The organism is Arthrobacter alkaliphilus (genome assembly GCF_021483235.1).
Taxonomy (GTDB): Bacteria; Actinomycetota; Actinomycetes; order Actinomycetales; family Micrococcaceae; genus Arthrobacter; species Arthrobacter alkaliphilus.
This window is the reverse complement of the sequence record NZ_JAKEEC010000005.1, coordinates 163,158-176,993: the sequence shown is the minus strand read 5'-3', so window position 1 is coordinate 176,993 and position 13,836 is coordinate 163,158. Positions and strand designations below refer to the sequence as shown.

The following is a 13,836-nucleotide window of genomic DNA, read 5'->3' as shown; positions in this document are numbered from 1 at the left end:
CCCAGCTACTCCCGTCCTACGAATACCCGTCCATGCCAGTTAAACCGCGGGAGTAGAAGTAGCTGCGAGAACTCCCGTCCATCAACAATTCCGACGTTTCCGCAGGTCAAACCGGATTCGCCGGTCATGAACATACTGGCGTCTTGGGTGTGTTGGCACCATCGTCGCCGCTCGCCAAGGCGGCGCAGCCCAGCGCACCCGTGGCCTCGCAGCCTGCCTCTTAAAGCGAGAAAGCTCCCTACAAAGTAGAGAGCCTCTCACTGTCACCTTTTACAGTCGACTACGACGGCCGCGGAAAAAGACATAAAGTCACCGAAGGTCCGTTCACAGAACTCGCCCCAGCCATAGCCAGGATGCGTCAGGAACGAACAGAACATCGCCACGGCGTTGCTGTACGAGCGCAACGTCTTCAGACTGATCGGCTTCTCGCCAGAACGCAGATCGGCCAGGAAGTCATCAATGTCGGCTGGCCGCCACTGCCACGGAAATTCACCCGTGAAGCGCTGAAAACGCTCCAGCAGCTGGCAGCCAACCATGGCGGGAACTCGCCGCAAACCCAGGCCACGACCTTACCGCCGCGCACCCCAACACCAAGTGGGTATTCCGCGGAGCATCACCCGGACGCCACATCCACCCCGGGCACCTCACAACCCGCCTCAGCAAGATCTTCAGCACCCGCGCCGCACGCCTGGGAACACTCCACGAACTCACCAAACTCGCACCCGTGGCCATCATCGCCGAAACGCTCGGTTACTCCCCCACCACCATCGAACGTCACGCCACAGACTCCGCCGCCGCCTACGCCCAATACATCGCAGCAGCGAGAACTAACCGTCAAGGCCTTTAAACACGGCTTCAAGGTCTGAGATTGAGGCTATTGAAGGGTCGGAGCTTCGCCCCACCAGGGCTCCGTCACGACAACTTCGACGCCATTACCTAAGTCCGAGCGCAACTGGCGTAGGAGGCCCACACCCTCGGCAAGCCATTCGACATCGCCGGGACCGTCGATTGGGATCCTGCCTTCTTCATACTGCGAGTTCCACAACCGGACCCGTTCAGCAAGCACCGGCGAGATACCCAGTGACCCCAGATCAATAGCCTTGCCCTCATCGCTCCACAAAGGACCAGAGCCATAGTCAGGCCAGAACTCCAGACGCATCATGAATCGAGTATCTCCCGATAACGAGCTCAGGACACGCTTATCGGCATAGGGCAAGCAACCTGTTTGTCCCGGCAACTCCCGGCTCATGAACAACCGCGCATGCCAGTTGAACCGCTGGAGTGGAAGGAGCTGCGAGAACTCCTGTTCGTCACCGTGGATTACTTTGCTCGGGAAGTTGCGCAGTCGGCCTTGGCGATCGTGAAGTCAAAACTCTTGGAAGCTCCCTCGAATGCATACGCGTACTTCAACTTAATGCCGTCGTTCATCACGTCCTTCATCGCTCCTGAACAGGCTTTGGCGAGGACCGAATTGCGTATGGTGTCTCCTTTGACCGTGGACGAATCGACGCTGGGTGCGATGAGATAGTCGAAACGGAGCGCATCGCCTTCGGCATTGACTCCCGTCCAAGAGGTCACGGAATCCACTTGCATTGGGAAGTGCTCAAGATTGCGGATTTGATCGACAGCGGTCTGGACTTTGCTCTCGGGCGGTTCGAATACGCCGCGGGTCAGGAGGAAGGATAAGGCAATGACCGCAATCAAGACAGCGGGGGCGGCACGGACGGCCCGCCGTCGGAATGCACCCGGCTGCTTGGGCTTGGTGGTGCTCGGGTTGGCGCGCTGCGTCGTTGTCTCAGCGCCAGGGTCCGATGGCGGGACGGTGCTCACACTGATCTCCTAGTGGGGAACATTGGATTCGGCCTGATGCGCCGCTTGAGGTGGATCCTCCGGTTGGACGAATGGGTTTCTCCCGGCCGCCGCACCAGACCCAACTGCCCGGCGTCCTTCACGCGTCCCCGCTCCCCCATCCGACCAGCTTGCACGCAATTGCTGAAGTTGTCACCCCGTCTCGAAGATTCTGAGCTTCTGGCAACGAATGTGACGGAGGAGGCTACTCCCGCCATACAAATACCCGTGAATGCAAGTTGAGAGCGGGAAAGAAGCAGCTCTGGGAACGCCGGTTCCGTGACGAATCCGGCACACTCACACGGGGCTTGCGGCGCCGAGGGTGATTTCTCGATCGCTTCGTGCGGATACAGAGTTGTCATGTGTCACGATGATGACCGCTTTGCCAGCCTCAGCCAAAGTTCTGGTGAGGCCAAGGACATGATCCCGGTTTACGGCGTCGAGGGATCCTGTCGGCTCGTCAGCGAGAATCATCTGGCAGGGTTTGAGGATGAGTCTGGCAATGGCGAGACGCTGTTGTTCTCCGCCCGAGAGTTCGTAGACTTTGCGGTTCGGGTCAAGGTCAAGGCCTACCCGCTCCATCGCGCTCGCCCGTGATTCGCCTTTTTCCTTGGCCGTTCCCGGGGTGTAGGTCTGTGCGATCTTGAGGTTTTCGGTCACGGTCGCGTTGTCGACGAGGGCATAGTTCTGAAAGAGATATCCAAGGCGCAGCCTCAAAAGCATGCGTGCACTGCGGCTACCTGGGCGCGGGGCCCGACTGCCAAATAACTTGATCTCGCCCTTGTCAGGTTGGTCAAGCAGGCCAAGCAGGTTAAGGACGGTTGTTTTTCCGCTCCCGCTCGGACCTGTAATGGCGACAATTTCGCCCGCATACACCTTCAGACTCAGGTCCGAGATGACTTCATGGCCGCGAAAGCCTTTGTGCACGTTCACTAGGTCGCAAACGACATCGGACATTAGAGCTCCCCTTTCAGGATGTTCGGAGTACGCCGCAGTTCCGTGAGCCACAGGACGACGACGGCGGCCACGCCCTGGACAGCGCTGATGGCCAAAGCCGCGGTGAGCGTGGAAAGCAGCCCCGTATCGGCATAGGAGAACGGCCGGAAACCGGCCAATACCAGCCCGCAACCGAGCCCGCCCTGGACAGCCCACACAATTGCTCCAAGCTTGATGAATTCGCGGTAGCGCCGAACCGTCGACAGTCCGAACAGGCCACGGACAATGATCTTGCGCGCGAAACGCTCAAACGCGATCGTCAGTGTCTGCGCGGTGATGATCACGAGCAGAACCACCAGCGCAGCGAGCACAATCATGGTGTTGCGGAGGCTCTCCTGGAGGTTGCCGATCCTGGTGAGCTGATATTCGTTGATGGTCACCAAGTGACGAAGGTTGTCGTCCAGGCTCAATCGTTTGAGCAGTGGCTGGAGGGCGGTGATTGTGGCCTGGGAGCTCCCTTCTTCGAGCGGGATCTTTAGTCCGGCACCGGCGTCGCCTGTGACGGCGTTGAGCCGGTCCACGCCAAGGCTGTTGGCGCGGGTCATGACTTCAACGATGGGGTCCTCCACCAAGCCGCCCGAAGATGCGGCGACGTCGGGGTTGAAGGTGAAAATCTGCTGGCGGTTCTCCGTCCAGATGATCCGCACGCGGAGATCCCGCCGTGTGGAGCTGACGTCCCGGTGGAAGATCGCCTTCTCTGCGGACGGTGCCCTGTCGCGTTCGGCCTGGAAATAGGCAGCGATGTCTTGTTGCTGGGAACGGAACCGCTCCGGCACGAGCAAGATCCACGATGATTCACTCTCGTCGACCGTGACCGGCCGGCCATCCGTGTCACGGATCGGGTATGCGCGGAGGTAGGCAGGGTTGACCTGCATTGATCGATACTGGCCGGCCGGTCGACTTTCCTGGACAACTGACTCTGAGTAAGCCGCGGCGTAGACATACAAGGCACCGCGGGCACTGAGTGCGTCATAGAGGTCTGTGGCTTGAACGACGGAAAAGCCGGGCTGGCCCGTCTGCAGGTCCACTGCGTCGTTCCCATTGCTCATCGGAGCGAAAACGCCGTATCCGCTGGTCGAGGTCCAGTGGCGCAGGTTGTCGCGTTCCCGGTTGATCACATCCACGTTTGACCACGCGCCCGCAGCGACCACCACGAGCGCAGCCGAAATTGCAACGGACAGAACGATTCCTGTGCCAAACAAGGCTCCGGTGTCACGTCGGTTCTTCAACGCGTCCGAAATTCGCATCCTTGCCACGTACGGTATGGTCAGCAGGCTGGCAGCGGCGATCAAGCCCAAGGCAGCTGCTTGGTCGAGAACCACAACAGCTACGAACCTTGCGTCCGCTCCGGGAAGAAGTGCCGCGAGGGAAACACAAGCGACGCCGGAAGCAGCACCGACAATCATCACGGGGCGGCCCGTGATCGTCCACCATGTCCTGGTCGCACCATAGCCGAACAAGCGCAACGCGCCGGCTCTCTTTGCCTCATACAGCTGCAGATAGACAGCAAGCACAGCGGTGAGGAGAAGGCCGGCGGCAACCGCGAGTTGCAAGTAGATCGGCGGGACATTTGTGGGGACAACCAACTGCTGATTCGGTGCGCGCAAATCCGACGCCACGAAGGTCCGCCCAGCAACGTGAGCTGTGAGTGACGCAGCCGCTGCATCAACAAAGGCTGCGCACCCTGCCGGTCCGCACTCGGCATAGTAGGTTCCCGGCGCAGGCAGGGTGTCGAACGCCGTCCGTAACGGACGGAACGAGAAGCGCTCCCCCTCCCCCAGGACACGCAGAACGCCCACCGTGTTCGGGCTGGTGTCTGTTGATGCGACCGAAGCGTCGCCTTCCTGCGACTCTTGGACTGTAAGGAATCTCCCTGATGAGAGATTTGCAGCGCCAAAGACGCGGGTATCGGGCCGGGTCAAGAGCACGTACTGAGTCACGAACGCACGGTCGTTTTCATCCACCCCGACCACCGTCCTGAAGACGTTGCTGCGGGTGGCTTCTGCTGCACTTCTCAACGCAGACAGCACTGCATCAGGATCCGTTGCATCGCTCGGGACTGAAAACGCCTGCCCGGCATCGGCTGCCGCCCGCGCCGCAGCCGTGCGTTGTCCGTTGATTCCGTTGACGAAGCTTGCTCCAAACGTTGCAGCGCAGACTGCGATCACCAGTCCCAGCAGGACGTGCTTCATCGACCTACCACCCCTTCAGCTTGTCGACGTTTCCGCTTGCCGCGCACAAACAAGCCGGCCGGCGGCCCCAAACGGGACCCGCCGACCGACAACCGCGCTGACCGCACGCGCAAATTGGGATGCTTGCTGCTCAGTAGGTATTCCAGTATTGGGCGGCATTCTCGCCTGCGCCGCACTGGGTATTTGCTTTAGCCCAGTTATTGGCGGTTGCGTAGACCTTGATGGTGTTCGGGCCGCCGATAGCCGTAGCTGAGTGGTATGCGGCCGGATGAACGTAGTGAGACCAGACGTTCTTGAACCATGGTGCTTGGAACGCGGTCCCATAACTCCAGGTGCCGCCACCGACGTTGGTGATCGTTCCCGCCAACGCAGGAGCCGCGGCCCCGACCGTCAACAAACCGACCAGGACTCCCCCGGCGAGCACACGCTTAACTTTCATGACAATCCCCATTCTTCTAGCGGCCAGAGTTGGCCCTTGCGGAGAGACGATTCGCCTCTACCGATGGATGGGCCCCCAAAAGTAGAAAGCACCACCCCCGCTTGCCTTTCAGCCGCTCGGAGAAACGGTCGAATGGCCTGCTACTAGACCTAGTGGCCCGTCGCCTGGATTTATGGCACAAAAGCGCAGGAAATCGGCGCAATTTTTCAACTCCGCCTGGACGCGTCAACTGTCAAATTCTTGACAGTTGACGGCGCTGAAAACGTCTCGCGCAACCCTGAAAGCTTGGCCGAAGCCCTTCTCTCACGAACTGCGATTTGTCCGGCTCTCTACAAACGGGACCACCGAGGCGTGGTCATCGCGTATCAGGCGCGTTTGAAGAGAAGGGAACCTAAGTGAGTCAAAGAAGATTAGAACGAGACCCAGCCAGAGCGCCGGGACAGGTAAAGGGCTGGCTGGCGCTCGCCAGGACAAGGGCTCTGGCAGCCGCCGGTGCCCTGGTCCTTTCCGCTATAGGAACCGGCAGCGTCATGGACGCGTCAGCGGCGCACGCCGCAACAGACCTGCCCGGAATGCACCAATCGGGCATCACCGTCCAGGCCCCGCCGCCCCGGGGGTTTGGGGACTGGTCGATGTGGCTGGGATCCCTGAACCTGAACGGCGCTGCCGGAGGTCCAACGGCATTCTGCTTCGACGTCGGGATCCCGGCCGGTCCGGCCGGGTCGGGGGCCGTGGGTTCCCTCGGAAACCCGCAGCTCAACTATGTAATTCAGAAGTACCAGGGTGATCCTTCCAACCATGCCGCGTTGGCGTATCTGGCACACGAGCTCGCGGATCCGAGGTTCAACGTTCCGTGGAACGGAACGGGGGCTCCGTATGCCAACCTCCGGGACTCATCCGATCCGCAATTGCCCGGAATCCGCGCCCAGGCGGCGGGAATGCTGGCCGACGCCAAGGCCAATTCAGGCCCCTACTCCACCCAACCGAAGCTTTCGATGGACGCGAACGGTCGCAGCGGCACAGTCACATCGACGGAACTGATTTCCGCAGCCGGGAACAAATTGAGCGGCTTCCCGGCCCGCGCAGTGCTGAACGGGCCGGCCGTATGGGCGGGAACGAACTCACAGTCAATCAACCTAAGTAGCGGAGATCAGCCCGGCTTCGCGGCCACCGGAAACGGAACGGTGTCCGTCACGCTGACAATCGACGCGCCCGGCGTGTCAGCGACGACATATTCCGTGCCGGGGTACCAGAACCTTCTCGTTGCAGGCGGGGCCCAACCCGTCGCGGGGACGTCAGCCGATGCCAGAGTGATCTTCGATTTTCAGCCGGTAGCGACGTCGACGGCCAGCCGTTACGTGGAAGCAGGCCAGCCACTGTTGGATGCACTGCACGTGAACACGTCCACGGGAAATGCCAGTGACTGGGTGTTGGTGGACGGCGCCCACATTCCTGGCCGATTCGACCTCGACTGGTACTACAGCCCGGTCAAACTCGCCCCGGCCGCCCAGGTCCCGGCTGGGGTGGTGAAGTTTGCTTCGGGAACCGGCACCGCGACGGGACCCGGCGACGTCACGGTGACCGCGGACAAGAAGGCGGACAAAGCAGGTTACTACTACCCGGTGGCCCGCTTCGCCAAGGCGGCGCAGCCCACCGGGGTGCAGCAGTACTTCCGTGGCGACTGGACCGCTGGATTCAATGATCCGAACGAGGAGACGATCCAGAAGTACCAGCCCGAAGTAGCGACCAAGGCATCCGCCATTGAAAACGGCAAGGTCCACGACATCATCACTGTCACCGGCAACGAACCTCACAAGGAACTCTCCATCTCAACGGACTTCGTGCTGACCTCTGCCTCCCCCATTGCCGGCGGCACCGACACCGCCCCTGCCGACGCCGAGGTCGTCGCTACCATCAGCACGAAGGTCACCGGGAACGGCGAATTCAAGACTGCGGCCGTCGAGGTTCCGTGGGAGAAAATCGTCGCCGAGAAATGGGCCAAAGGCCTGAATGCATATCTGTACTTCTCCGAGAGGATCGACGCTACGGAGTCAACCAAGCCCTGGGACGGCAAAGAACTGCTGCCCAACGAAACCGTCACGGTCGCGAAACCTTCGATCGTCACGAAGGCCTCCGAAAGCGGCACCGTTCCGCTCGTGGCCCACGACATCGGAATAGTCTCGGGCACCATCCCTTCCGGCGCCGGGATCAAAGTCACCACCAAAGTGAGCCAGTACAAGTTTGACGACTCGACCGACGGGTCCGCCCAGGCCGTCTGCGCCAACCCATCCTGGACCTCCACGGATCAGGATGTCACCACACCAGGTGAAATCACCTACCCGAGCCATACCATCGCCTACAAGGGCACCTACGGATACGTCGAGGAACTTAACCTGACCATCGACAAGGGCCGGGGCAAGGCACCATTCACCGCACAGCTGCACAAAGGCAACTGCGGCGAAAAGAACGAAACCGTAATCGCCTATCCGGAAGCAGCCACCGTGCCGCCAAAGGAGCCGGCCCCGAATAAGCCGGCACTGATGGTCAACACCGGATTTGCGCCCGGCAGTGGCACGGCACAGGAAGCCGGTCCGAACCTGCCGCTCCTGCTCGCAGGCGGGACTGCCACCGCGTTGGCGGCCCTTGGCGGAGCAGGGCTTTTGTACCGCAAACACTTCAACAAGCGCCGAGGCGAAGCGGGCAGCCTCACAGCGGACGAACACACTGACTAGAACCACCCAGCTGTCAGATTGGAGCGGGGCACCCGGATCCAGCCACCCCGGCTAATCACCGGGTGTCCCGCCCCATACCCGAGGACCATCCAATGATCGAACCCTGCGGCATTCGTCGCGTCCTGCGGAACCGCTCTGCAGCGACTGCCCTTGTCCTATTGGGCTTGGCCGGTGGGATCGCAGGCGTCTTGGCCTTTACAGCACCATCCGCTCCCCCGCCCGCTCAGCAAACACCTCCGCTAGCGCCGTTTGCTTCCGCCGAACCCGACACGTACACCGGGCCAACCGCGGCTCCCGGCCTTCGGCCCAATATGCTCGCCATCCCAGGAATAGGCCTCACAGTAGGGCTCGTCGACGAAGGCCATGACGATTCCGGCTACCTGGTGGTCCCGCATGCCTCCAAAGCAGCCCGCTATACAGGGTCCGCGGCCGTTTGCGCCGCGACGGGATCGACCCTCCTGGCCGGGCACGTCAACTTCCCGGACGGGTCGCCCGCTCCGATGGCTTCCCTCGTCCGGGCGACCAAGGGCATGCCGCTCTTTGTGTCAGACAACTCCGGCGTGACCTGCAGGTACAAGATCATCGGCCTGGAATCCTTGGCCAAAACGTCCCTGCCGGCAGATGCTACTGCCACAGAAGGCCCACCCGTAATTCGGGTGGTGACGTGTGATCTTGCCAGCCCCTTCGTCGCCGTCGCCGGACAGGACCAGTTCGCCAACAACATCGTGGCCACCGCAATCCCCTGGCCATGACTTACCGCTTACGGTCCAAGGCGGGTTGGCGCGATCAAGCAGGGATGCCGCACAGGGCTGCACGTTTCAAGCTGCATACCTCCGGGTCCGGGCGTTCTTGGGTCTTGCTTTGTTCCAGACCAGCGATTCCAACGCCTCCCGGACGCCGGGCAAGGCAAGGGCGTTGACCGGGGAAATTCCGCGGAGGCGGCCCCAAAGGTAACCGCGTTCGCTGCAGACGAAGTCCACGAGAGCCCTCTTGTGTCCCCTGGGCACGCAGCTCAAGGCCCTGTTTGTCTCCAAACGGGAGAGCGCGGCCCCCGGCTCGGATGCGAAGGAAATCTCCTCCATGTGCCGGGATGCCCGCTGTTCAATCACCCGCAGGCCTTGCTCCGCAATGTCGGGATCCCAGCCCGCCCTGATCAACAGCGCCTTCAGTTCGTCCCAGAGACGTGATGGACCGGCAGGCATGTTCGAGGTGCGGAACGGAATGTGCGGCCATTCGCCTTCATCTCCGAACACCGAGACCAGTGGCGGGCCTTCCCCCGCCGCCTGGTTCTTCTTCATATCCGCCCACACGCCGTCGCGGACGTCCCGCTCTGAGAGCCAGTGGCGCTGGGCAACAGTCCAGGTTCGGAGCTCGTTGCGCACAACCGTCAGCAGCCATGCGCAAGCCGGGACGTCCGCGGGTATTCCGCGGCCGCAGAGAACTTCCGCAGCGCAGGACAGCGGATCTTCGGGGGCAACTGACGGGAACTCGTGCCGGAACCGGCACAATAGCGCGGGAAGGAACGAACCAAACAGCTCCCGGCCGGACGGACCGTCCCGGCCTTCCTGCTGCCATCGCAAGACCAAGTCCCGCAGGAAGGCGTCCCGTTCAGACGACGTCGAAAACCGGCCACGGATTTCGGGAGTCATGCGGCGACGCCCCACCGCTTCGCAACATCGCTCATCAGTTCCGCAGCCGCGTGGAACTGGGCGGCCAGCCGGCGGCGCCGCGCGGGATGGGCCTCCGGCAGTCGCTGGACCACAAGCTCAGAGGCTCCCATTTTCCGGATGGAATCCATCAACTCCCGCAGTTGGAGCTCCGCCAGTACGGCGGCGTCGGAAGGGCCGTGATCCACGCCCAAGGCTCCCACATCGCTCAGGAAGCCCTCCGCATCGAAAACTCCCTCGTCGGAATGGGTGCCGGATGCCGGGTGAACCACGTCGAACCCCAGTGGCACGGAAGGCGCAATGCGGCGCACTTTGCCGTCCAATGACAATCTGACGGGCGGCAGCGTTCCACCTTCGGCAACGCCCTGTGCGAGCAGCGTCTTCACGGTCTCATGGGATACGCCCAAGACCGGTGCGATGGCACGGAGGGACAAATTTCCTGCAGCCAACTCCATGGCGACGCTCACCCGGGCACTGCGCCTCAGGCCAGGAAGGACGAGCTGTTCGGCCTCCACCAACTCAGCCCACGTGTCCAGGCCGAAGGCCTTCCACGCCCTCGCCTCATACAGCTCCAGCGCCAGGTTCACGACTTGGCCGAGCAAACGGTCAACCACGCCCACCTGTCGGTCAAGCTCAGCCAAACGCAGCCGCAACCGGTTCACTTTGACGCGGGCACTCCCGACATCCAGCTCCCGTTGCATACCTGCGCACCTCCCCAAAAGCACAAAGGACCACCCCCGTTCACCGTGCAGCCGCGCGGCCAAACGGAAAAATGGGCTGTTACTAAAAACAGTGGCCCGTCGCCTCGATTCATGACGCGGAAGCCCCGGAAATCGCGCGGGGCCGGTAGAGACCCGCCCCGCGGGAAAGCGGCGATGACCATAAAACGTCCACATTTCCACGCTCTGCCATTGTCAACGCCAGCATCGTCGCCAAGAATGAAGCATGCCGGTCTACGTGAGGTCTCTGGAAACTGCCGTACCGCCCACCGTGCTTGTGCAACCGCAGGCGCGCGACGTATTTGCATCACAACCCGGCCTGACGCGGCTTGGATCCCGCCTGGTGCGGACCTGCTTTGATTCAGCAGCCATCGACACCCGATTCACCGCTGTCGCCGAATTGTCACTGGATAACCACTCCGAGAACCCTTCCTTCTTCGACCCCGCCACGGGTCAGGTACTGAGCCCCAGCACCAAAGTGCGCAACGAAATTTTTGCCGTCGAGGCCACCAAATTGTTCATCGAGGCCGCCAAAGCCGCCGTCGGGAAATGCCCCGACATCGATCTACGCGACATAACCCATGTCATCACCGTTTCCTGTACGGGATTCTTCAATCCCGGCCCCGACTACAAAGTGGTCCGGGCCCTCGGATTGAGCCCCTCCGTGCAGCGCTATCACCTCGGCTTCATGGGTTGCTACGCCGCGTTCCCCGCCCTCCGCGCAGCCCGACAGTTCTGTCAGGCCGACCCCTCCGCCGTCGTCCTTGTCATCTGCGCGGAGCTTTGTTCCCTCCACGTCCGGACCTCAAATGATCCGGACACCATCATGGGGTCGGCGATCTTCGGGGACGGAGCGGCGGCCGCCGTCGTGACGTCCCGTGAACCGGAAGGGCCTGACCCCGCAATCCGGCTCGACCATTTCGAGACTGTCCTGACCCCGGTGGGCGAAGAAGCCATGGCCTGGAACATCGGGGACGAAGGGTTCGAAATGGTTCTTGGCACGTATGTGCCGCACATCATTGAGGACCACATCACCGGAGCGCTCGAACCGCTGCTCGCCCGGGACCCCTCCCTGGCCGGGCTCCCCTACCGGGACATCACGCACTGGGCCATCCATCCAGGCGGCCGCAGCATCCTCGACAAGGTTGAGTCGAAGCTTGAACTCACTGAAGAGCAGATGGTTCCGGCACGCGACGTCCTTCGCGAGTACGGCAACATGAGCAGCTCCACCGTGCTCTTCGTCTTGAAGCACATCCTGGGACAAGCGCCGGCAGAGCGGGAGGAACGCATCTGTTCCATGGCATTCGGGCCCGGCCTCACGGTGGAGACCGGACTGTTCACCCGCGTCTCACCGGATCTGTAATGCCGGAGCTGTGATGCCCGTCCTCCCCCTTCCAGGCGGTTCTCTCCGCGAACGCGATGTGGCCGCGGTGGAAGACATGGACCGCCCGGATTGCGATCTTGACCGGCTCAACAGGAGCTATGCGCGGTTCCCGATCGTCAACGCGGCGGTCTCCGGCTGGCGTGCCACCTACAGCTCATGGATCAAGCCACTGCTCACGACGGCGGCGCCCACCACGGTCCTCGACATCGGCTGCGGCGGCGGAGACGTCGCCCGTAGCCTCGCCCGCCGTGCAGCGGCGGACGGATATCGGCTGGAAGCCACCGGAATCGACCCGGACGAGCGTGCCTTCAATTACGCCAGCACTGCCCCGAAGGTGGAGGGTGTGAGCTACCGGAAAGCCCTCAGTTCCGAGCTCGTGGCAGAGGGGCGCGTGTTCGACGTCGTGATCTCCAACCATGTCCTCCACCACTTGACCTCCCCGCAACTGGCGGCGTTCCTTCACGATTCCGAAAAGCTCTGCGGCCGGATCGCCTTGCACAACGACCTCAAGCGCAGCCGCGTGGCATACGCACTTTTTTGGGCCGGATCCTGGCCCCTCGGGATCGGGTCCTATATCCACGGCGACGGCCTCACGTCCATCAGGCGGAGCTATACCGCAGCGGAACTCAGGGCCGCTGCTCCCCCGGCCTGGGCGGTCGAACCGAGCGGTTTGTGGCACAATCTCCTGGTCTACCTGCCCGGGGGCGTCCCGGATGTTTGACGTCGTGGTGGTCGGAGCCGGGCCTGTCGGACTGTTCATGGCGGCCCTTCTGCTGCAAGGCGGACACCGCGTGGCGGTCTTGGAACGGCGCGCCACGCCGGGCCGCCAGACCCGCGCCATAGGAATCCACCCGCCTGCCCTGGCAGCACTGGACGCCGTAGGCGCCGCCCGTCCTTTGGTCGCTTCAGGGGTCCGCATCACCCGCGGTGCAGCATACAGCGGTGGCAGGAAAGTCGCCGACATGGACTTCGCCCGCCCCTCGGCCGAGTACCCTTTCATCCTTGCCGTTCCGCAATACCTCACCACCCAGACGCTCGAGTCGCGGGTCATCGACCTCGATCCGCGAGCCCTCCAGCGCGGGGTGCAGGTTGAGGAAGTCGTCGACGACGGCGGGCACCTGCGTTTGCGCGGACGGCGCGACGGGGCTCAAGTGGAGTTCCGGGCCCGTCTTGTGGTGGCAGCCGACGGTGTGCATTCGGCAGTGCGCGAAGGGCTGGGGCTCGAGCCGCGCTTGCGGACGTATCCCGACTATTACGTCATGGGCGACTTCCGGGATGAGTCGGAACACGGCAATAGCGCTGTGCTTTTCCTTGAGTCTGGCGGAATCGTGGAGTCCTTCCCCTTGCCTGACGGCATCCGCCGGTGGGTGGTCCGCCTTGGCGCCCCCTGCCGGGAACCCACTCCCCATGTCCTCGCCGCGCTCATCAAGGAGCGGACTGCCAGCGCGGTGGACCCCGGAAGCAATTCGATGATCAGCGCCTTCGGCGTCACCTCGAGGCTCGTCGCCCGCATGGTTCACGGACGGGTCGCCCTGATTGGCGACGCCGCCCACGAGATCAGCCCGATCGGCGGCCAAGGGATGAACCTCGGATGGCTTGACGCCGTCGCCTTGGCGCCGATCGTCGGTGAAGCATTGCGAACGTCCGCGGGAGGACCTGCCGGCAAGCAGCTCGAGGAATTCGAGCAGGATCGGCGCCGCGCGGCGAAGAAAGCCATCTGGCAGGCCGGCCTCAACATGGCGCTGGGCCGGCCTTTGCCCCCGAAGGTCCTCAACGCCCGGAATGCCCTGATCGGCCGAGCCATCACCCTGCCGATGTTCTCGGAGCTTGTTGCCCGGAGATTCACGATGCACTGACAC

14 protein-coding genes are annotated in these 13,836 nt (G+C 62.5%); 6 read left to right on the top strand and 8 right to left on the bottom strand.

The annotated features are described in order from the left end of the window. Positions 1-263: 263 nt before the first annotated feature. Positions 264-554 (bottom strand): hypothetical protein, encoded by a 291-nt coding sequence (locus L0B83_RS06275; protein ID WP_234757548.1) that lies wholly within the window; start codon positions 552-554, stop codon positions 264-266. A gap of 170 nt (positions 555-724) precedes the next feature. On the opposite strand from L0B83_RS06275, the gene L0B83_RS19705 reads away from it, so the two are divergent. Then, entirely contained in the window at positions 725-847 is a 123-nt protein-coding gene (locus L0B83_RS19705) for a hypothetical protein (RefSeq protein WP_268820659.1), read from the top strand. Between the two features lie 27 nt (positions 848-874). Here the strand turns inward: L0B83_RS19705 and L0B83_RS06270 are convergent, their stop codons facing one another. The 5 genes from L0B83_RS06270 to L0B83_RS06250 all read right to left on the bottom strand — a co-directional run bounded on the left by L0B83_RS06270 (position 875) and on the right by L0B83_RS06250 (position 5,475). Next, positions 875-1,162 carry a helix-turn-helix domain-containing protein gene (locus tag L0B83_RS06270; RefSeq protein WP_234757547.1) on the bottom strand — a complete coding sequence of 96 codons (288 nt, stop codon included), beginning with the start codon at positions 1,160-1,162 and terminating at the stop codon, positions 875-877. A 158-nt stretch (positions 1,163-1,320) separates the two neighbouring features. Beyond that, on the bottom strand, positions 1,321-1,830 hold the full coding sequence (locus L0B83_RS06265; RefSeq protein ID WP_234757546.1) for a hypothetical protein: 510 nt from the start codon (positions 1,828-1,830) through the stop codon (positions 1,321-1,323). A 315-nt stretch (positions 1,831-2,145) separates the two neighbouring features. Beyond that, the gene (locus tag L0B83_RS06260; protein WP_234757545.1) at positions 2,146-2,805 is read right to left on the bottom strand and encodes an ABC transporter ATP-binding protein; all 660 of its coding nucleotides are present in this window, start codon (positions 2,803-2,805) and stop codon (positions 2,146-2,148) included. Next, positions 2,805-5,036 carry a bacteriocin-associated integral membrane family protein gene (locus L0B83_RS06255; RefSeq protein WP_234757544.1) on the bottom strand — a complete coding sequence of 744 codons (2,232 nt, stop codon included), beginning with the start codon at positions 5,034-5,036 and terminating at the stop codon, positions 2,805-2,807. Before L0B83_RS06255 ends, L0B83_RS06260 begins: the two co-directional genes overlap by 1 nt. A gap of 130 nt (positions 5,037-5,166) precedes the next feature. Continuing rightward, the gene (locus tag L0B83_RS06250) at positions 5,167-5,475 is read right to left on the bottom strand and encodes a lactococcin 972 family bacteriocin (RefSeq protein ID WP_234757543.1); all 309 of its coding nucleotides are present in this window, start codon (positions 5,473-5,475) and stop codon (positions 5,167-5,169) included. Between the two features lie 530 nt (positions 5,476-6,005). On the opposite strand from L0B83_RS06250, the gene L0B83_RS06245 reads away from it, so the two are divergent. After that, entirely contained in the window at positions 6,006-8,207 is a 2,202-nt protein-coding gene (locus L0B83_RS06245; RefSeq protein WP_234757542.1) for a hypothetical protein, read from the top strand. A gap of 92 nt (positions 8,208-8,299) precedes the next feature. Then, positions 8,300-8,959: a class F sortase gene (locus L0B83_RS06240; protein WP_234757541.1), complete on the top strand. Its 660-nt coding sequence runs from the start codon at positions 8,300-8,302 to the stop codon at positions 8,957-8,959. A 66-nt stretch (positions 8,960-9,025) separates the two neighbouring features. On the opposite strand, the gene L0B83_RS06235 is transcribed toward L0B83_RS06240, so the two are convergent. Further along, positions 9,026-9,856 (bottom strand): hypothetical protein, encoded by an 831-nt coding sequence (locus L0B83_RS06235; RefSeq protein ID WP_234757540.1) that lies wholly within the window; start codon positions 9,854-9,856, stop codon positions 9,026-9,028. After that, the gene (locus L0B83_RS06230) at positions 9,853-10,575 is read right to left on the bottom strand and encodes a hypothetical protein (RefSeq protein WP_234757539.1); all 723 of its coding nucleotides are present in this window, start codon (positions 10,573-10,575) and stop codon (positions 9,853-9,855) included. Before L0B83_RS06230 ends, L0B83_RS06235 begins: the two co-directional genes overlap by 4 nt. A 244-nt stretch (positions 10,576-10,819) precedes the next feature. On the opposite strand from L0B83_RS06230, the gene L0B83_RS06225 reads away from it, so the two are divergent. From L0B83_RS06225 to L0B83_RS06215, 3 genes are read left to right on the top strand one after another with little or no spacing between them, the layout of a single operon-like run. Continuing rightward, complete coding sequence (locus L0B83_RS06225) at positions 10,820-11,956, top strand: type III polyketide synthase (RefSeq protein ID WP_234757538.1); 1,137 nt, start codon at positions 10,820-10,822, stop codon at positions 11,954-11,956. Positions 11,957-11,969: 13 nt separating this feature from the next. Beyond that, positions 11,970-12,698: a class I SAM-dependent methyltransferase gene (locus L0B83_RS06220; RefSeq protein WP_234757537.1), complete on the top strand. Its 729-nt coding sequence runs from the start codon at positions 11,970-11,972 to the stop codon at positions 12,696-12,698. Further along, positions 12,691-13,833: an FAD-dependent oxidoreductase gene (locus L0B83_RS06215; protein WP_234757536.1), complete on the top strand. Its 1,143-nt coding sequence runs from the start codon at positions 12,691-12,693 to the stop codon at positions 13,831-13,833. The genes L0B83_RS06220 and L0B83_RS06215 overlap by 8 nt, the downstream gene beginning before the upstream one ends. Positions 13,834-13,836: the final 3 nt, after the last annotated feature.